At 70.3% G+C, this 18,008-nt stretch carries 15 protein-coding genes; 8 read left to right on the top strand and 7 right to left on the bottom strand.

Annotated elements, in window-relative coordinates:
- Window positions 1-11 precede the first annotated feature (11 nt).
- Together ACFQ6S_RS30940 and ACFQ6S_RS30935 are read left to right on the top strand one after the other, a co-directional pair.
- Entirely contained in the window at window positions 12-1,598 is a 1,587-nt protein-coding gene (locus tag ACFQ6S_RS30940; protein ID WP_383416927.1) for a Na+/H+ antiporter, read from the top strand.
- A 37-nt stretch (window positions 1,599-1,635) separates the two neighbouring features.
- On the top strand, window positions 1,636-2,376 hold the full coding sequence (locus ACFQ6S_RS30935; RefSeq protein ID WP_383416924.1) for an SDR family NAD(P)-dependent oxidoreductase: 741 nt from the start codon (window positions 1,636-1,638) through the stop codon (window positions 2,374-2,376).
- Window positions 2,377-2,391: 15 nt separating this feature from the next.
- Here the strand turns inward: ACFQ6S_RS30935 and ACFQ6S_RS30930 are convergent, their stop codons facing one another.
- A complete protein-coding gene (locus tag ACFQ6S_RS30930) occupies window positions 2,392-3,513 on the bottom strand; it encodes a mechanosensitive ion channel family protein (RefSeq protein ID WP_383416921.1) in 1,122 nt (373 codons plus the stop codon).
- A 95-nt stretch (window positions 3,514-3,608) separates the two neighbouring features.
- Between ACFQ6S_RS30930 and ACFQ6S_RS30925 the strand changes: the two genes are divergently transcribed.
- Window positions 3,609-4,178 carry a dienelactone hydrolase family protein gene (locus ACFQ6S_RS30925; protein ID WP_383416918.1) on the top strand — a complete coding sequence of 190 codons (570 nt, stop codon included), beginning with the start codon at window positions 3,609-3,611 and terminating at the stop codon, window positions 4,176-4,178.
- Between the two features lie 26 nt (window positions 4,179-4,204).
- On the opposite strand, the gene ACFQ6S_RS30920 is transcribed toward ACFQ6S_RS30925, so the two are convergent.
- From ACFQ6S_RS30920 to ACFQ6S_RS30905, 4 genes are all read right to left on the bottom strand, one after another.
- A complete protein-coding gene (locus ACFQ6S_RS30920) occupies window positions 4,205-5,866 on the bottom strand; it encodes an alkaline phosphatase D family protein (protein WP_383416916.1) in 1,662 nt (553 codons plus the stop codon).
- 93 nt (window positions 5,867-5,959) lie between these two features.
- Window positions 5,960-6,799 carry a thioredoxin domain-containing protein gene (locus ACFQ6S_RS30915; protein ID WP_383416913.1) on the bottom strand — a complete coding sequence of 280 codons (840 nt, stop codon included), beginning with the start codon at window positions 6,797-6,799 and terminating at the stop codon, window positions 5,960-5,962.
- Window positions 6,800-6,875: 76 nt separating this feature from the next.
- Complete coding sequence (locus ACFQ6S_RS30910; RefSeq protein WP_383416911.1) at window positions 6,876-7,574, bottom strand: hypothetical protein; 699 nt, start codon at window positions 7,572-7,574, stop codon at window positions 6,876-6,878.
- 88 nt (window positions 7,575-7,662) lie between these two features.
- Window positions 7,663-8,988, bottom strand: a complete 1,326-nt coding sequence (locus ACFQ6S_RS30905; RefSeq protein WP_383416909.1) for a DUF2252 domain-containing protein — start codon at window positions 8,986-8,988, stop codon at window positions 7,663-7,665.
- Between the two features lie 201 nt (window positions 8,989-9,189).
- Here ACFQ6S_RS30905 and dnaE point away from each other — a divergent pair, with 201 nt between their 5' ends.
- The gene (dnaE, locus tag ACFQ6S_RS30900; RefSeq protein ID WP_383416906.1) at window positions 9,190-12,729 is read left to right on the top strand and encodes a DNA polymerase III subunit alpha; all 3,540 of its coding nucleotides are present in this window, start codon (window positions 9,190-9,192) and stop codon (window positions 12,727-12,729) included.
- An 85-nt stretch (window positions 12,730-12,814) separates the two neighbouring features.
- Here the strand turns inward: dnaE and ACFQ6S_RS30895 are convergent, their stop codons facing one another.
- On the bottom strand, window positions 12,815-12,979 hold the full coding sequence (locus ACFQ6S_RS30895) for a hypothetical protein (RefSeq protein ID WP_383416903.1): 165 nt from the start codon (window positions 12,977-12,979) through the stop codon (window positions 12,815-12,817).
- Between the two features lie 247 nt (window positions 12,980-13,226).
- On the opposite strand from ACFQ6S_RS30895, the gene ACFQ6S_RS30890 reads away from it, so the two are divergent.
- The 4 genes from ACFQ6S_RS30890 (at window position 13,227) to ACFQ6S_RS30875 (ending at window position 17,312) form a co-directional block, all read left to right on the top strand.
- The gene (locus ACFQ6S_RS30890; protein ID WP_383416900.1) at window positions 13,227-14,447 is read left to right on the top strand and encodes an NYN domain-containing protein; all 1,221 of its coding nucleotides are present in this window, start codon (window positions 13,227-13,229) and stop codon (window positions 14,445-14,447) included.
- Window positions 14,448-14,634: 187 nt separating this feature from the next.
- Window positions 14,635-15,609, top strand: a complete 975-nt coding sequence (locus tag ACFQ6S_RS30885; RefSeq protein ID WP_383416897.1) for an ABC transporter ATP-binding protein — start codon at window positions 14,635-14,637, stop codon at window positions 15,607-15,609.
- Window positions 15,610-15,697: 88 nt separating this feature from the next.
- Complete coding sequence (locus tag ACFQ6S_RS30880; protein ID WP_383416894.1) at window positions 15,698-16,522, top strand: ABC transporter permease; 825 nt, start codon at window positions 15,698-15,700, stop codon at window positions 16,520-16,522.
- A gap of 34 nt (window positions 16,523-16,556) precedes the next feature.
- Window positions 16,557-17,312 (top strand): AAA family ATPase, encoded by a 756-nt coding sequence (locus tag ACFQ6S_RS30875; RefSeq protein ID WP_383416891.1) that lies wholly within the window; start codon window positions 16,557-16,559, stop codon window positions 17,310-17,312.
- Between the two features lie 170 nt (window positions 17,313-17,482).
- Here ACFQ6S_RS30875 and ybaK read toward each other — a convergent pair whose 3' ends face one another.
- On the bottom strand, window positions 17,483-17,986 hold the full coding sequence (ybaK, locus tag ACFQ6S_RS30870) for a Cys-tRNA(Pro) deacylase (RefSeq protein WP_383416888.1): 504 nt from the start codon (window positions 17,984-17,986) through the stop codon (window positions 17,483-17,485).
- Window positions 17,987-18,008 lie beyond the last annotated feature (22 nt).

Below are 18,008 nucleotides of genomic sequence, written 5' to 3'. Positions count from 1 at the left end.
GAGCGCTGACCGTGGATCAGTTGGCCCTGCTGTTCGTGCTGTTGCTCGGGGCCGTGGTGAGTGTCCCGGTGGGGGATCGGTTCGGGTTGCCCGCGCCGGTGTTGATGACCCTGCTCGGGATCGTCCTCGCGCTGCTCGACTTCGTGCCGAACGTCGACGTACCACCGGATCTGATCCTCCCGCTGCTGTTGCCGCCGTTGCTGTACGCGGCCGTGCGGCGGACCTCGTGGCGGCAGTTCGCGGCGAACGTACGGCCCATCTTCCTGCTGGCCGTGGCGCTGGTGTTCGTCACGACGCTGTGCGTGGCCGCGGTCGCCCATGCGATCGTGCCGGGGCTGCCGGTCGCCGCCGCGGTGGCGCTGGGCGCGCTCGTCGCGCCGCCCGATCCGGTCGCCGCGACCGCCGTCGCCGGGCAACTCGGGCTGCCCAGGCGCCTGGTGTCCATCCTGGAGGGCGAGGGGCTCTTCAACGACGTGACGGCCATCGTGCTGTACCACGTGGCCATCGCCGCAGCCGTCAGTGGCAGCTTCACCGCGTGGGAGGCGGGACTCGACCTCGTGCTGTCCGCCGTCGTCGCGCTGGCCGTCGGGCTCGCCCTCGGCTGGGGCGCCTACAAGCTGATGGACCTGCTGGGGGACGCCACCCTCCAGATCGGGCTCTCGCTGCTGGTGCCGTACGCCTCGTATGTGCTGGCGGAGGAACTGCACGGCTCCGGTGTGCTCGCCGTGCTCGTCACCGCCATGTTCCTCGCCGAGTACGCCACCGACGCCGACGACGTGATGACACGGCTCGCCGGGCACACCTTCTGGGACATCGTCGACACGCTGGTCACCGGCGTCGCGTTCGGGCTGATCGGGCTCGAACTGCACATCGCGCTGGGCACGGCGGCGGGGCGCTGGCAGGAGATGCTCGGGTGGGCGGCCACGGTGGTCGGGGTCGTCGTGGTGGTACGGCTGCTGTGGCTGCTGCCGGCCACCTGGCTCACCAAGCGGCTGCACGCCAAGCGGGACGTCGACGAGGAGATCCCGGTGAGCTGGCGCGAGACCGTCGTGATGTGGTGGTCGGGGATGCGCGGCGTGGCGTCCGTGGCCCTGGCGCTGGCCATCCCCCTGGAGACCGACTCGGGTGCCCCCTTCCCCGACCGGAACGAGATCGTGTTCATCGCGTTCGGGGTGATCATGGCGACGCTGGTGGTGCAGGGACTGACCTTGCCGTGGCTGGTGAAACGGCTCGGGGTGCGCGCCGACAGCGAGCGGGAGAAGGAGTTCGAGAAGCAGCTGGCGGTGCGCGCGGCCAAGGCGGCGAAGCGGAGGCTGCGGGAGATCGAGGCCGTCGAGGATCTGTCGGAGGAACTGTCCGAGCAGATGCTGCGGCGGGCGTTCGACATCGGGCTGCGGATCAGCCCGGACATGGGCGAGGACGAGCGGCGCGAGGCGCATCAGCAGCGGGCGCGGCGGCTGAAGCGGGTGCGGCGGATCCAGGGCGAGCTGCTGAGCGCGGCACGCCACGAGGTGCTGGCGGCGCGCAGCGAGCCGGGGGCCGACCCCGAGGTGGTGGACCGGGTGCTGCGGCATTTGGACGTGCGCAGCCTGAGGTGATCGCGCTGCCGGTGCCGCCCTTTCGTAGGATCTGATCATGGCTCGCAACGTGGTGATCAGTGGAGGCGGTACGGGAATCGGGCTCGCGGCGGCGCAGCTGTTCGCGGCGGACGGGGACCGGGTGCTGCTGCTCGGCAGACGTGCCGAGGTGCTGGAGCAGGCCGGCGTGCCGGGTGCCCTCATCTACGCGGCGGATCTGAGCAGGCCGCGTGGTGCGCGGGGCGTGGAGCGGTTCGTGGCGTCGGAGTTGGGCACCGTGGACGTACTGATCCACAGCGCGGGCGGTTCCGGATACCTGGAGCCCAAGGTGGACAGCGACGAACCCCTCGACGTCGTCCTGCACAACTGGACCCTGAACTTCGGTCTCAACACCCTGACGGCGGCCCTGCTCACCGAGGCCCTGAAGGACCGGCTCGCCGACCCCGGCGGGCGGGTGCTGTTCCTCAGCTCCATCGCCGCCTTCCGGGGGTCCGGCAGCGGGGCGTACGCGGCGTCCAAGGCGGCCCTGCATCCGTACGCCCATGATCTGGCCCGGCAGTTGGGGCCGCGCGGCATCACCGTGAACGTGGTCGCGCCCGGCTATGTCGAGGACACCGAGTTCTTCGGCGACGGCATGGACGAGGAGCGGCAGGCACGGCTCGTCGCGGAGACCTCGACCGGGCGGGCCGCTGCGCCGGGGGACGTCGCCGCGACTCTGCACTGGCTGGCGTCCCACGGCGCCGGGCACATCACCTCGCAGATCATCCAGGTCAACGGTGGGGCCGAGCGCGGCCACTGACTCGGTCGGAGGCGGTCAGGGGCGCTCCGGGCGGGCCACCGGCTGATGGTCGTGCTGATGGGTGCGGCGGGCCGTCGGTATCCGCCCGGGGACGGGGAAGCCCGGCGGCAGGGCCGCGTCCGTGGCGTTGACGCGCGGCAGCGCGTAGGGGTGCTTCTCGGTCAGCCAGCGGATCAGCTGCTCGCGCACCGCGACCCGCACGGTCCACAGGTCGTCCGCGTCCTTGGCGGTGACCAGCGCCCGCACCTCCATGGTGCTCGGCGTGGAGTCGGTGACGACCAGGCCGTAGTCGCGGCCGTCCCACGCCGGGCACTCGCGCAGGATGTCGCGCAGCTGCTCGCGCATCGCCTCCATCGGGGCCGAGTGGTCGACGTGGAGGAAGACGGTGCCGGTCATCTGGGCGCCGCCGCGCGACCAGTTCTCGAAGGCCTTCGACGTGAAGTACGACACGGGCATCGTGATCCGGCGCTCGTCCCACGTCCGCACGGTCAGGAACGTCAGCGTGATCTCCTCGACGGTGCCCCACTCGCCGTCCACCACGACCGTGTCCCCGATGCGCACCATGTCGCCGAAGGCGATCTGCAGCCCGGCGAACATGTTGCTCAGCGTGGACTGGGCCGCCACACCGGCGACGATGCCGAGGATGCCGGCCGAGGCCAGCAGCGAGGCGCCGGCCGCGCGCATCGCCGGGAACGTCAGCAGCATCGCCGCGACGGCCACCACGCCGACCACCGCCGACACGACGCGCATGATCAACGTCACCTGGGTGCGCACCCGTCGCACCCGCGCGGGATCCCGGTGAACACGGGCGTAGCGGCTGTACGTCGTCTCCACGATCGCCGCGGCGATGGCGATCGCCAGCCAGGCGGCCGCCCCGATCAGCACCAGCGTCAGCACCCGGCCGATCGCGACCCGGGACTCCTGGAACAGCTGGGCCTCGTCGTAGGACCCTCTGAGCAGGGCCGTGCACAGCACGAGCTGGTAGGGGACGCGGCCGCGGCGCAGCAGATCCCACAGCGGGGTCTCGCCGTGCCGTTCGTCGGCCTTGCGCAGCAGGCGGTCGGTGGCCCACCCGATGATCAGGGTGAGCAGGACCGAGCCGCCGATCACGATCAGCGGGCGGAGTATGTTCTCCATGCCTCCGAAAGTAACCACTCGAGAGGGGTCATGAACATCCGCGCTCGTGAGGCGGTGGTCACGGTGTTGTCGTACCCGGCTGGCACCATGGCCTCATGAACATCATGTTGTTTCACTCGACCTTCGGACTCAGGCCCGCGGTGCGCCAGGCCGCGGACCGGCTGCGCGCCGCCGGACACGAGGTGTGGACGCCGGACCTCTTCGAGGGGCGCACGTTCGAGACGGTCGAGGATGGCATGGAGTTCAACGAGTGGATCGGCAAGGACGAGCTGCTGAAGCGGGCGGTGCTCGCCGCCGCTCCCTACTCCGAGCGAGGCCTTGTGTACGCCGGGTTCTCGCTCGGCGCGTCCGTCGCCCAGACCCTCGCGCTCGGCGACGACAAGGCGCGCGGGCTGCTGCTCCTGCACGGCACTTCGGACATCGCGGCGAGCGCCTCGGTGGACGATCTGCCGGTGCAGTTGCATGTCGCCGAGCCGGACCCGTTCGAGACGGACGACTGGCTGAGCGCCTGGTATCTCCAGATGGGGAAAGCAGGCGCCGATGTCGAGGTGTACCGATACGCCGGGGCGGGCCACCTCTACACGGACCCCGATCTGCCGGACTACGACGAGGAGGCCGCCGAGGCCACCTGGCGGGTGGCGCTCGGCTTCCTCGAGACCCTGTAGATCCGAGGAGGGCTCCAGGGGAGCCCTCAGACGGGGTCGTACGTCCGCTCCACCTTCTGCGTGCCGCTGCGCGTGCGGTAGGAACGCGCCCAGGACGCGGTGGCGGTCTGCTTCGTCTTGTCGGACAGGACGTAGTAGTCCATCTGCGCGCGGTCGGCCGTGATGTCCAGGATGCCGTAGCCGTGGCGGTCGGTGTCGACCCAGTGGACGTGCCGGTTCGCGGCCCGGATGATCGGCGACGCGAGGGCGGAGACCGTGCCCTCGGGGAGCTTCACGATGTCGTCGAGGTTGTCGGAGGTGACCGACGTGACGACGAACTCCGTGGCGGCGGAGGCCGACAGCGGGTAGGTACCGGCGTCCACGGGCACGTCGTTGGCCCACGCCATGTGGATGTCGCCGGTCAGGAAGACGGTGTTGCGGATCGCGTTCGAGCGCAGGTGCGCCAGCAGCTCACGGCGGTCGTCCGTGTAGCCGTCCCACTGGTCGGGGTTGAGGGCGAGACCCTCCTGCGGCAGGCCCAGCAGCTTGGCGAGCGGCTTCAGCAGGTCCGCGGTGAGGGAGCCGACGGCGAACGGCGAGATCATCACCGAGTTGCCGACCAGCCGCCAGGTGGTGTCGGAGGACGTCAGCCCGGCCTTCAGCCAGTCGAGTTGGGCGCGGCCGGTGAGCGTACGGTTCGGGTCGTCGACGTCGCCGTTGCCGACGGACACCTGCTGCGAGCGGAACGAGCGCAGGTCGAGCAGGGAGAGGTCGGCGAGCTTGCCGAAGCGCAGGCGGCGGTAGGTGGTGCCGGCGATCGCCGGGCGCACCGGCATCCACTCGAAGTAGGCCTGCTTCGCGGCGGCCTGACGTGCGGCCCAGGCACCCTCGGCGCCCTCGGTGTGGTTCTCGGCGCCGCCCGACCAGGCGTCGTTGGCCACCTCGTGGTCGTCCCAGATCGCGATGGTGGGCGCCTTGGCGTGCAGGGCCTGCAGATCCGGGTCCGTCTTGTACTGGCCGTGCCGGATGCGGTAGTCGGCGAGCGTGAGGATCTCGTGGGCCGGCGAGGTCTGCCGTACGGACTTGCCGCGCGTGCCGTACTGGCCGGCGCCGTACTCGTAGATGTAGTCGCCGAGGTGCAGCCAGGCGTCCAGGTCGCCGCGGGCGGCGAGATGACGGTACGAGGCGAAGTAGCCGGCCTCCCAGTTGGCGCAGGAGACCACGCCGAAGCGCAGTCCCGCGACGGACGCGCTCGCCGCCGGCGCGGTGCGGGTGCGCGCCACCGGGGAGTCCGTGCCGCCGGCCGAGAAGCGGAACCAGTAGTCCGTGGCCGGTTCCAGGCCGCGTATGTCCGCCTTGACGGTGTGGTCGGAGGCGGCGGTCGCGGTGGTCGAGCCTTTGGCGACGATGTTCGTCAGCGCCTTGTCCCGGGCCACGATCCAGCTGACCTCGGTGTTCGGCCCGAGCCCGGAGCCGGGCGTCGCCTCGGCGCTCGGCGTCACCCGGGTCCACAGCAGGACGCCGTCGGGCAGCGGGTCACCGGAGGCGATGCCGTGCAGGAAGGCGGGAGCCGCTTCGGCGGCGCCGGCGGGCAGCGCGGCGGCGAGCGGACCGGCCAGGACAGCCGTCGCCGCCGCGGCCTTGACGACCGTACGGCGGCGCGGGGTAAGGGAGTTGTGCTGCTCGGATGATCTGTATCGACTGGTCACAGCCGATCAGGTTACTGACTGGTATGAACAAGAGCGGGCGAACTGGCAAAAGTTCGCCCGCTCTTCACGCGGTCGCTGGGTTCCCGGCCGGGGTCAGCCCTTGAGGGCCGCGTCGACCACCTGGTTGTACTCGGCCACCGTCATCGGCTGGCGGTCCTCGGAGGTCTTGAGGATCTTGCCGTCCATGACGAAGCTCGGGGTGCCCGTCACGCCGTCCTTGTTGGTGTCGAAGAGCTTCGACATGGACAGCGCCCAGGCGTCGTAGGTGCCCTTCTTCACGGCGTTCTCGAACTTGGCGTTGTTCTTCAGCGCGGGGACGGTGTTCGCGACCTCGATCAGGAAGCTGTCGTCCTTGAACTTGTCCTCCGTCTCCGCCGGGTGGTACTTCGCCGAGTAGAGCGCGCTCTTGTACTCCAGGAACGCCTCGGGGCTCACGTTCAGCGCGGCGCCCATGGCGCTCATCGCGTTCTTGGAACCCTCGCCGTTGGCGCCGATCTTGCCGTCCTTCAGCTGATCGCCGTCGATGAACGTGCCGCCGATGTACTCGAGCTTGTACTTGCCGTCCTCGACGTCCTTGTCGACGGTCGAACCGACGGCCTGCTCGAACGAGGCACAGACGGGGCAGCGCGGGTCCTCGTAGATCTTGAGGGTCTTCTTGGCGCTGCTCTTGCCGATGACGACGGTCGTGCCGTTGGTGCCGGTGGTGTTGGCCGGCGTGACGACCTTGTCGTCCTTCGCCGACTCCCAGTGGGTGGGCTTGTTGGCCTGGACGACGGCGTAGCCGATACCGCCGGCCGCCGCCAGGACGCCGACGACCGAGGCGGCGACGATGATCTGCCGCCTCGCCTTCGCCCGCTTCGCCTCGCGCTCGCGTTCGACGCGCAGCCGCTCTCGGGCCGCCGACTTCGCGGCCTGGCTGTTCCGCTTGCTCATGCTGATGATCTCCATGGGGACGCGCACAGGTCGTGTGCGCAATACGTACAGGTGGGCTGTGGTGCTCAGATGCTGTTCACGCGCCGGTGAAGGCGGGCGAGCACGGCGGTCCACGGCGTCCCAGGGAGTGCACGAGGAGGCGGCTGCGGGCGGAGGTCGTACGGCGGGCGGGGCGCAGCAGACGGCGGGCCGGCGCGGCCGTACGCACCGTCACCGCCGCGACCGCCAGCAGCAGCGGCCGGAACGTGGTGGCCGCGACCGCGCGCAGCAGTTGGGCCAGGGCCCGCTCGCCGCGGCGCAGCCAGGCGGCGGCGAGGAGGCCGACGCCGATGTGGGCGCCGAGCAGGAGCCAGGCGGTGACCGGGTCGACATGGGCGAGGAGACCGCCGAGCCGGTCGGGGTCGGTGCCGGTGACCTGGGCGAGCGGGGCGCCGACCTGGGTGCCGTCGCCGCACAGCACGTCCCAGCCGACGGAGGCCAGCGGGCCGGCCACCGGTCCGCCCGCCCTGCCGTAACAGACGTGCTGGCCCGTGGTGAGGATCGTGTCGGCGGCCAGCTCCAGCGGGATCAGCAGGGCGGCGATCCGCCCGAAGCTCCGCTCACGGCCGGCCAGGGCGTACGCGAGGGCGAACACGGCGGCCGTGAGCAGGGCCACCGTGTTCAGCGGCAGGGGCGCGCGGGACAGCAGCACGTGCGACGCGGTGCTGAGCGTCACGACGAGTGACGTGAACAGCGCCGCGCGTACGGCGCGCAGCTGGGTCCCGGATATGTCCATAGCGGTGAGAGTGTGTCACGTGCTCCTGTAAGAGACCCCTAAAGGTTGTCTGTGAGCGGACCAGGAGCGCCGGTGAGCGGCCCTTTCGTCACAGGCCCGGGATCCGGCCGTTGCGGAACAGGTCCACGAAGGTGTGGTGGTCGGCACGCGCGCGTGCGCCGTACTCGTGCGCGAAGTCGACCAGGAGCTCGGCGAAGCCGTCCTCGTCGGCCGCGATGGCCGCGTCGATGGCGCGCTCGGTGGAGAACGGCACCAGGGACTCGCCGGAGGTGTCGTCCGCCGCCGCGTGCATCGTGGCCGTGGCCCGGCCGAGGTCGGCGACGACCGCCGCGATCTCCTCAGGGTCGTCGATGTCGCCCCAGTCCAGGTCCACCGCGTACGGCGAGACCTCGGCGACCAGCTGGCCCGCGCCGTCCAGCTCGGTCCAGCCCAGCCACGGGTCGGCGTGGGCCTGGAGGGCGCGCTGCGAGATCACCGTGCGGTGGCCCTCGTGCTGGAAGTAGTCGCGGATCGCCTGGTCGGTGAGGTGGCGGGAGACGGCCGGGGTCTGGGCCTGCTTGATGTAGATCACGACGTCGTTCTCAAGAGCGTCGGTGTGGCCCTCCAGCAGGATGTTGTACGACGGCAGCCCGGCCGAGCCGATGCCGATGCCGCGGCGGCCGACGACGTCCTTCACGCGGTAGGAGTCCGGGCGGGCCAGGGACGCGTCCGGCAGCGTCTCCAGGTAGCCGTCGAAGGCCGCGAGCACCTTGTAGCGGGTGGCCGCGTCCAGCTCGATGGAGCCGCCGCCGGGGGCGAAGCGGCGCTCGAAGTCGCGGATCTCCGTCATCGAGTCCAGCAGCCCGAAGCGGGTCAGCGCGCGGGCGTCCCGCAGCGCGTCCAGGAGCGGGCCCTGAGCGCTGTCCAGCGTGAAGGGCGGCACCTCGTCGCTCTTGGCGCCGGTCGCCAGCGCGTGCACGCGCTCGCGGTACGCGCCGGCGTAGATCCGCACCAGCTCGGTGATCTGCTCGTCGCTGAACGCCTTGGCGTACCCGATGAGGGCGACGGAGGCGGCGAAGCGCTTGAGGTCCCAGGTGAAGGGGCCGACGTAGGCCTCGTCGAAGTCGTTGACGTTGAAGACCAGGCGGCCGTTGGCGTCCATGTACGTGCCGAAGTTCTCCGCGTGCAGGTCGCCGTGGATCCACACGCGCGAGGTGCGCTCGTCGAGGTACGGTCCGCCGCGCTTCTCGGCGTCGAGGTCGTGGTAGAAGAGGCACGCCGTGCCGCGGTAGAACGCGAACGCCGAGGCCGCCATCTTCCGGAACTTCACGCGGAACGCGGCCGGATCGGCGGCCAGGAGCTCGCCGAAGGCGGTGTCGAAGACGGCGAGGATCTCGTCGCCGCGCTGCTCGTCGTTGAGCTGGGGGACCGACATCGCTGGGTGCCTCCTGGTGCATGTGTACGACAGCGTTTCTGTCGTATTCAACGGGCGGGCCCGCGGGAAAGTGCCCGTGGCCCTCGCTGTGAAGGTACGCGGGGGAGCCCCGCGAGTGTCAGTACCGAGGCATAGACTTCGACGCTGTCCCCAGAAGTGTCCGTCCACCTGTCACCGAGCGTTTTCCATGGAGGCCAAGCCGTGTCAAAGCCGCCGTTCACGCACTTGCACGTCCACACCCAGTACTCCCTGCTGGACGGCGCCGCGCGGCTGAAGGACATGTTCGACGCGTGCAACGAGATGGGCATGACGCACATCGCCATGTCCGACCACGGCAACCTCCACGGGGCGTACGACTTCTTCCACACCGCGAAGAAGGCCGGGGTCACCCCGATCATCGGGATCGAGGCGTATGTCGCCCCCGAGTCCCGGCGCAACAAGCGCAAGATCCAGTGGGGCCAGCCGCACCAGAAGCGGGACGACGTCTCCGGTTCCGGTGGTTACACCCACAAGACGATGTGGGCGGTGAACAAGACGGGCCTGCACAACCTCTTCCGGCTGTCCTCGGACGCGTACGCCGAGGGCTGGCTCCAGAAGTGGCCCCGGATGGACAAGGAGACGATCTCCCAGTGGTCCGAGGGGATCGTCGCCTCGACCGGCTGCCCCTCCGGCGAGGTGCAGACCCGGCTGCGGCTCGGCCAGGAGGAGGAGGCCCTCAAGGCCGCCGCCGACTACCAGGACATCTTCGGCAAGGACCGCTACTTCCTGGAGCTGATGGACCACGGGATCGAGATCGAGCACCGGGTGCGCAAGGGCCTCCTGGAGATCGGCAAGAAGCTCGGCATCCCGCCGCTGGTCACCAACGACTCGCACTACACGTACGCGCACGAGGCGACCGCCCATGACGCGCTGCTGTGCATCCAGACCGGCAAGAACCTCTCCGACCCGGACCGCTTCAGGTTCGACGGCACCGGCTACTACCTGAAGTCCACGGACGAGATGTATGCCGTCGACTCCTCGGACGCCTGGCAGGAGGGGTGCGCCAACACGCTCCTGGTGGCGGAGATGGTCGACACCACCGGCATGTTCGAGGCGAAGAACCTCATGCCGAAGTTCGACATCCCCGACGGCTACACCGAGGTCACCTGGTTCAAGGAGGAGGTCCGGGTCGGCATGGAGCGCCGCTTCCCGGGCGGCGTCCCCGACGACCGCCAGAAGCAGGCGGACTACGAGATGGACGTCATCATCCAGATGGGGTTCCCGGGCTACTTCCTCGTCGTCGCCGACTTCATCATGTGGGCCAAGAACAACGGCATCGCGGTCGGCCCCGGCCGAGGCTCCGCGGCCGGCTCGATCGTCGCCTACGCGATGGGCATCACCGACCTCGACCCGATCCCGCACGGCCTGATCTTCGAGCGGTTCCTCAACCCCGAGCGCGTCTCCATGCCCGACGTCGACATCGACTTCGACGAGCGCAGGCGCGTCGAGGTGATCAGGTACGTGACGGAGAAGTACGGCGCCGACAAGGTCGCCATGATCGGCACCTACGGCAAGATCAAGGCGAAGAACGCCATCAAGGACTCCGCGCGCGTGCTGGGCTACCCGTACGCGATGGGCGACCGCCTCACCAAGGCGATGCCCGCCGACGTCCTCGGCAAGGGCATCGACCTCGACGGCATCACCAACCCCTCGCACCCGCGCTACAGCGAGGCCGGCGAGATCCGCGGGATGTACGAGAACGAGCCGGACGTCAAGAAGGTCATCGACACCGCGAAGGGCGTCGAGGGCCTGGTCAGGCAGATGGGCGTGCACGCCGCCGGCGTGATCATGTCCAGCGAGCCCATCGTCGACCACGCCCCGATCTGGGTGCGGCACACGGACGGCGTGACCATCACGCAGTGGGACTACCCGCAGTGCGAGTCGCTCGGCCTGCTGAAGATGGACTTCCTCGGCCTGCGCAACCTGACGATCATGGACGACGCCAACAAGATGGTGAAGTCCAACAAGGGCATCGATCTCGACCTGCTGTCCCTGCCGCTCGACGACCCGACGACCTTCGAACTCCTCCAGCGCGGCGACACCCTGGGCGTCTTCCAGTTCGACGGCGGTCCGATGCGTTCGCTGCTGCGGCTGATGAAGCCCGACAACTTCGAAGACATCTCCGCCGTGTCGGCGCTGTACCGTCCGGGCCCGATGGGCATGGACTCGCACACCAACTACGCCCTGCGCAAGAACAAGCTCCAGGAGATCACCCCGATCCACAAGGAGCTGGAGGAGCCCCTCGAAGAGGTCCTGGCCGTCACCTACGGCCTGATCGTCTACCAGGAGCAGGTGCAGAAGGCCGCCCAGATCATCGCCGGGTACTCGCTCGGCGAGGCCGACATCCTCCGCCGCGTGATGGGCAAGAAGAAGCCCGACGAGCTGGCGAAGAACTTCGTCCTCTTCCAGAAGGGCGCCCGCGACAAGGGCTACAGCGACGAGGCCATCCAGTCCCTGTGGGACGTGCTGGTCCCGTTCGCCGGCTACGCGTTCAACAAGGCGCACTCCGCCGCGTACGGCCTGGTGTCGTACTGGACCGCCTACCTCAAGGCGAACCACCCCGCCGAGTACATGGCCGCCCTTCTGACCTCCGTCAAGGACGACAAGGACAAGTCGGCCGTCTACCTCAACGAGTGCCGCCGCATGGGCATCCGGGTGCTCCCGCCGAACGTCAACGAGTCGGTGCACAACTTCGCCGCCCAGGGCGACGACGTGATCCTCTTCGGCCTCGAGGCCGTGCGCAACGTCGGCACGAACGTGGTCGAGTCGATCATCAAGAGCCGCAAGGCCAAGGGCAAGTACGGCTCCTTCCCCGACTACCTCGACAAGGTCGACGCGACCGCGTGCAACAAGCGCACCACGGAATCGCTGATCAAGGCGGGCGCGTTCGACAGCCTCGGACACACCCGCAAGGGCCTCACCGCGCACTTCGAGCCGATGATCGACAACGTGGTCGCGGTCAAGCGCAAGGAGGCCGAGGGCCAGTTCGACCTCTTCGGCGGCATGGGCGAGGAGGAGAGCGACGAGCCCGGCTTCGGACTCGACGTCGTCTTCACCGACGAGGAGTGGGACAAGACCTATCTGCTCGCCCAGGAGCGGGAGATGCTCGGTCTGTACGTCTCCGACCACCCGCTCTTCGGTCTGGAGCACGTGCTGTCCGACAAGGCGGACGCGGGTATCGCCCAGCTCACCGGCGGTGAGCACGCGGACGGCGCGGTCGTCACCATCGGCGGCATCATCTCGGGCCTGCAGCGCAAGATGACCAAGCAGGGCAACGCCTGGGCCATCGCCACCGTCGAGGACCTCGCCGGTTCCATCGAGTGCATGTTCTTCCCGGCGACGTACCAGCTCGTGTCGACCCAACTCGTCGAGGACGCCGTCGTGTTCGTCAAGGGCCGCCTCGACAAGCGCGAGGACGTGCCGCGGCTGGTCGCGATGGAGCTCCAGGTCCCCGACCTGTCCAACGCGGGCACCAACGCGCCCGTGATCCTCACGATCCCGGCCACCCGGGTCACCCCGCCGATGGTCAGCCGCCTCGGCGAGATCCTCACCCATCACAAGGGCGAGAGCGAGGTCCGCATCAAGCTCCAGGGCCCGACCAGGACGACGGTGCTCCGGCTGGACCGGCACCGGGTGAAGCCCGACCCGGCGCTGTTCGGTGACCTGAAGGTGCTGCTCGGACCGTCCTGCCTGGCCGGCTGAGCCAAGTCGTGCGAGAGGGGCGCACCCCGCGCGTCGGGTGCGCCCCTCTTCGTGTGCCTGGGCTGCAACAGCCCGTATGCAGATGTCAGTTGTGGCCGAAGCGCTTCTGCTTGCCCTTGCGTGCCATGTCGGCGGGAGTCACCTGCGGCATGTGCTGCTCGGTCTGCGCCTCCATCGAGGAGCGCTGCGCCTGCTGCTGAGCACGCTCGGACTGCGGCTGCTTCCGGTCCTGCTTCTTGTTCTTGGCCATGGTGATCTGCCTCCTGTGGGGGATCTAGGGGCCAGGGCCGCGACCAGACTCACATAGGCTGATAAAGAACGCATTTCGGATAATTACCGTGTGTGACAGCGGTTGTCGGGGCGTGAGGCGCGGCGCGCCGTCGAGCCGATACCCCGAAACGCCACGCCGAAGATCGAGTTCGGCCCGTTAACCCCCGTGCGGTCGGGCAGACTCGAAGGAAGCCTGAAGCAAACCTCCCGGGAAGAGGGTGAGTCGTGTGGACCGCTGCATCGTCCTGGTGGACGCCGGGTATCTGCTGGGGGCCGCCGCCAGCCTGCTCGCCGGGGAACCCTCCCGGTCCCGGATCACCGTCGATCACACCGCCCTCATCCAGGGGCTGCGCGAGCGCGCCGAGTCCGACACGGAACGGCCCCTGCTGCGCATCTACTGGTTCGACGGCGCCCCCGACCGCGTCCCGCAGCCCGAGCACCGCAGGCTGCGCGTCATGCCCCGGGTCACCGTCCGGCTCGGCGCGCTGACCCGGAGCGACGGCCGCTGGGCGCAGAAGGGCGTGGACGCCGCGATGCACGCCGAGCTGACCGAGCTGGCCCGCAACCGCGCCTGCTCCGACATCGTGCTGGTGACCGGCGACGGCGATCTGCTGCCGGGCATGATGGCCGCCAAGGAGCACGGGGTCGCCGTACACCTGTGGGCGGTGCAGGCCGCCGACGGCGACTACAACCAGTCCGAGGACCTGGTCGCCGAGGCCGACGAACGACGCGTGCTCGACCGTACGTGGATCACCAAGGCCGTACGCGCCAAGGAGCTCACCGGGGTGTGCGCGCCGCCTCCGGTGCCCCGGCCCGAGATCGCCGCGATCCTTTCCGCGCCGCTGCCCGACTCCGCGCTGGGCGCCACCGCCCAGCGGCCCCCCGAGGAGCGCGAGCACGCGCAGGCGGGCACCGCCTCGGAGAACGGCACACAGGAACGGGTGCCGGCACCCAAGGGCGTGCCCACGCCGAAGGACCTCGCCGCACTGCGCCCGCCCGGCGTCCAGCCGGCCCAGCACCCGGCGAGCGCGACGCTGCGGTGGTCCTCCGACAAGGGCTGGGTCGACCGGCCCGGGGCCACCGCCGAGGCGCCCGACGCCGCCTCCATGCCGACGCTCGCGCAACTGACCACGGCGGAGCAGCGATGGGCCGACCGGGAGGAGGACATCACCACGGTCGGCGGGGATCCGTACGAGGTGGGACAGGTGTTCGCGCGGCGGTGGATGGGGCGGCTGGGGGACCAGAGCCATCTGCACAAGCTGTCCGGGATGTACCCGCGGATTCCGCATCGGATCGACGGTGAGCTGCTGCGGTACGCGGCCCGGTTCGGGTTGCTCGCGCACAAGGACGATCAGATCGACGAGCACGACCGGTATGCGATCCGGGCCGGCTTCTGGCGCGAGATCGATGTGCGGACGGCCGCGGAACACGCTCCCGCGGGAGAGTGACCCCGTCACGCGCCGTCGTGCTTGAGCGTCGTTGCGGTGGATTTACCGGGACCGGGAGTTTTACGGCCACCAGCAGTCGGTTTGTACCGAGTGGCCGACCCGAGGACGGGAGCAGGGTCCGGACCCCGTAGTCTCGTCCCTTGTGAGTACGCGCGCGGCACAGGTATTTCGGCACGGTGGTGACGTCGTGTGTGCCGTGCGCGGGCTGACCAAGACCTATCCGGCCGTACGCGGGCGGCGCGGGACCCCCGGCACCCCCGAGGTGCGCGCCACCGACGACGTACGGCTGGACATCCGGCGCGGCGAGATCTTCGGACTGCTCGGTCCGAACGGCGCCGGCAAGACCACTCTCGTACGACAGCTCACCGGGCTGATGCGGCCCGACACCGGCAGCGTGGAGATCCTCGGGCACGACGTCGTGCGGCACCCGGAGCGGGCCGCGCGGATCCTCGCCTACCTGGGGCAGGAGTCGACCGCCCTCGACGAGCTGACCGTGTCGCTCGCCGCCGAGACCACCGGGCGGCTGCGCGGTCTGGAGGCCCGGCAGGCGCGGGACGAGCGGGACGCCGTACTCGACGAGCTGGGCCTCGGGCCGCTCGCCGGGCGGCCGATCAAGAAGCTGTCCGGCGGGCAGCGGCGGCTGGCCTGCTTCGCCGCGGCGCTCGTGGGGGAGCGGCCGCTGCTCGTGCTGGACGAGCCGACCACCGCGATGGACCCGGTGGCGCGGCGGGCCGTGTGGTCGGCCGTGGACCGGCGGCGGGCCGAGCGCGGGACGACCGTCCTGCTCGTCACCCACAACGTCATCGAGGCCGAGACCGTGCTCGACCGGGTCGCCGTGCTCGACCGGGGGCGCGTGATCGCCTGTGACACACCGTCCGGGCTCAAGGAGCGGGTCGCCGGCGAGGTACGGGTCGAGCTGCTGTGGCGGGAGCGGGCGCCGCTGGACGTGCCCGAGGTCGCCGCGCTGCAGGACCGGGTCGTGGAGTCCGGGCGGCGCTGGACGCTGCGGCTGGCCCCCGAGGAGGCCCGAGCGGTCGTCGCCACCGTCACCGGCGGGGCCGCGTTCGCCGCGCTGGACGACTTCACGCTTGCCACGCCGAGCCTGGAGGACGTGTATCTGGCGCTGGGCGGCGCCGCACAGCAGGGGCTGGTGAAGGCTTGAGCACGCAGACCGCCGTATCCGTATCCGTATGCGTACGGAACAGGGCCACCTCCCGAGTGATCCCCAGTGCGAAAGGGAGCAGCGCCACGTGAGTGTCGTACCCGCCGAGGTTCTGCCGGGCAGCGCCCTGGCCGTGGACGAGACGGCCGGACCGGTCGCGGCCGAGCTCGGGCCGCGTGCGCGGCTGTGGCCGTCGCTGTGCGCCGTGTACCGGGCGCAACTGTCCCGGGCGCGGGTCGCGCGCATCCCGCTGCTGTTCGTGGCGACCTTCCAGTCGGTCGGGATCATGATCCTGATGCGCGGGGTCGTGGACGGCGGGGCCGAGGCCCAGGCCGTGGTGGCCGGGTCGGCGGTGCTCGTGGTCGCCTTCGTCGCGCTGAACCTGCTCGCGCAGTACTTCGGACAGCTGCGGGCCAGCGGTGGGCTCGACCACTACGCCACGCTGCCGGTGCCGCCCGCCGCGGTGGTGCTCGGGGCGGCGGGGGCGTACGCCTCCTTCACCGTGCCGGGGACCGTGGTGACGGCCGTGTTCGGGTGCGTGCTGTTCGGGCTGCCGATGGCGCATCTGTGGGTGCTCGTCGCGGTGATCCCGCTGGCGGGGGCCGCGCTCGCCGGGCTGGGCGCGGCGCTCGGGCTGCTCGCGCCGCGGCCCGAACTGGCCACGCTGCTCGGTCAGTTGGGGATGTCCGCGGCGCTGCTGCTGGGGGTGCTGCCCGCCGACCGGATGCCGGAGGCGGTGCGGTTCGCGCGGGATCTGGTGCCCTCGACGTACGGGGTGGAGGCCTTCGCGCGCACCTTCGAGGAGCGTCCGGACTGGGCGTTCGTGCTCGGGGACCTGGCCGTGTGCGCTGTCGTCGGCGTCGTCTCGCTGGGTGTCGCCACCTGGGCGTACCGTCGGGCGGCCGTCCGGTGACGCGCCGCACAGGTCGGCCTGGCACGATGGCAGTGTGACCGCTCCGCTGACTCCGCCACCGCCGCCGCGTGAACCGTCCCCCAACGGGGGGTGGCAGCCGCCCGCTGCCGGGCACGCGGCCGCTCTTCCGCATGACGCCATATCCGAGGCCCCGCCCGGGGCACAGGGGCCGTACGGCTCTCCCGGTCCGTACGGCATGTATGGCTCGTACGAACAGGACGGTCCTGGAATGAAGACCGAAGTGCGAGAGGCCGGCCTGGTCGCGGTGGTGGTGGCGCTCTTCGGTGCGCTGCTCGGGGTGCTGTGGTGGTGGCTGGCGCCGAGTGTGCCGCTGGTCGGGGATGTCGTCGACAACGGGTGGGTCGTCTACTTCAAGGACTCCGAGGGGGAGCAGGCCGTCGGGGTCGACGGAACGTTCACTCTGCTAGCGCTCGCGTTCGGGCTGGTCAGTGCCGTTGCCGTGTTTCTGTGGCGGCGGCGTGGAGGCGTGCCGCTGGTGGTCGCGCTGGCCGTCGGGGGGTTTCTGGGGTCGCTGCTGGCCTGGCGGGTCGGGGTGTGGCTCGGGCCCACGGACGATGTGATCGCCCACGCGAAGGAAGCGGGCAAGGGGGTCGCCTTCTCGGCGCCGTTGAAGTTGGGGGCGAAGGGGGCGTGGCTGGCGTGGCCGTTGGCCGCGTTGGTGGTGCATCTGGGGCTGACGGCGTTGTTCGGGCCCCGGGATGCGGATCCGTATCAGCAGGATCCGGCCGGGGGGCATGGCTCGGGGCCTCATGGGGTGCCGCCGGCGTAGGCGTGCCCTTCCGGGGGCTGCCGCCCCCGGACCCACGCCGTCGGCCCTGAACCTCTATGCCGGGCGGCGTCCGTGGTTCGAACGGCCCTTCTTGACGCGCCACTTTCGTTTCCGCGTTTTCTTCGACATGTTCCTCGTACTTAACCGAGGACATCGCCGCCGTCGAGAGGTCACGCACGCCCGATGGAGGCGAGGACCGCCTGGGTGAGGCTGGTGAGGTCCTCGGGGGAGAGTTCGACCTCCAGGCCGCGGCGGCCCGCCGAGACGCAGATCGTGGGGTGGGCGGAGGCCGAGGCGTCCAGGACCGTGGGGAGCTTCTTGCGCTGGCCCAGGGGGGAGATGCCGCCCCGGACGTAGCCCGTGGTGCGTTCCGCCAGAGCCGGGTCGGCCATCGTCGCGCGCTTGCCGCCGACCGCCGATGCCAGGGCCTTGAGGTCCAGCTGGCCCGCCACCGGCACCACCGCCACCGTGAGGCTGCCGTCCACGTCCGCCACCAGGGTCTTGAAGACCCGCTCCGGTGACACACCCATCGCCTCCGCGGCCTCCTCGCCGTAGGAGGGGTGGGAGGGGTCGTGGTCGTAGGAGTGGATCGTGTACGTGATGCCGGCCGCCGTGAGCGACACCGTCGCGGGTGTGCCGCCGGATTGCTGGTTCTTCTTCGGCTTCTTCGCCATGGTGGCCGGTTCCCCAGAGTCG

The sequence above is a fragment of the Streptomyces sp. NPDC056479 genome, assembly GCF_042795335.1.
Classification (GTDB): domain Bacteria; phylum Actinomycetota; class Actinomycetes; order Streptomycetales; family Streptomycetaceae; genus Streptomyces.
The sequence above is the reverse complement of the archived record's forward strand: the minus strand, read 5'-3'. Positions and strand labels throughout refer to the sequence as shown.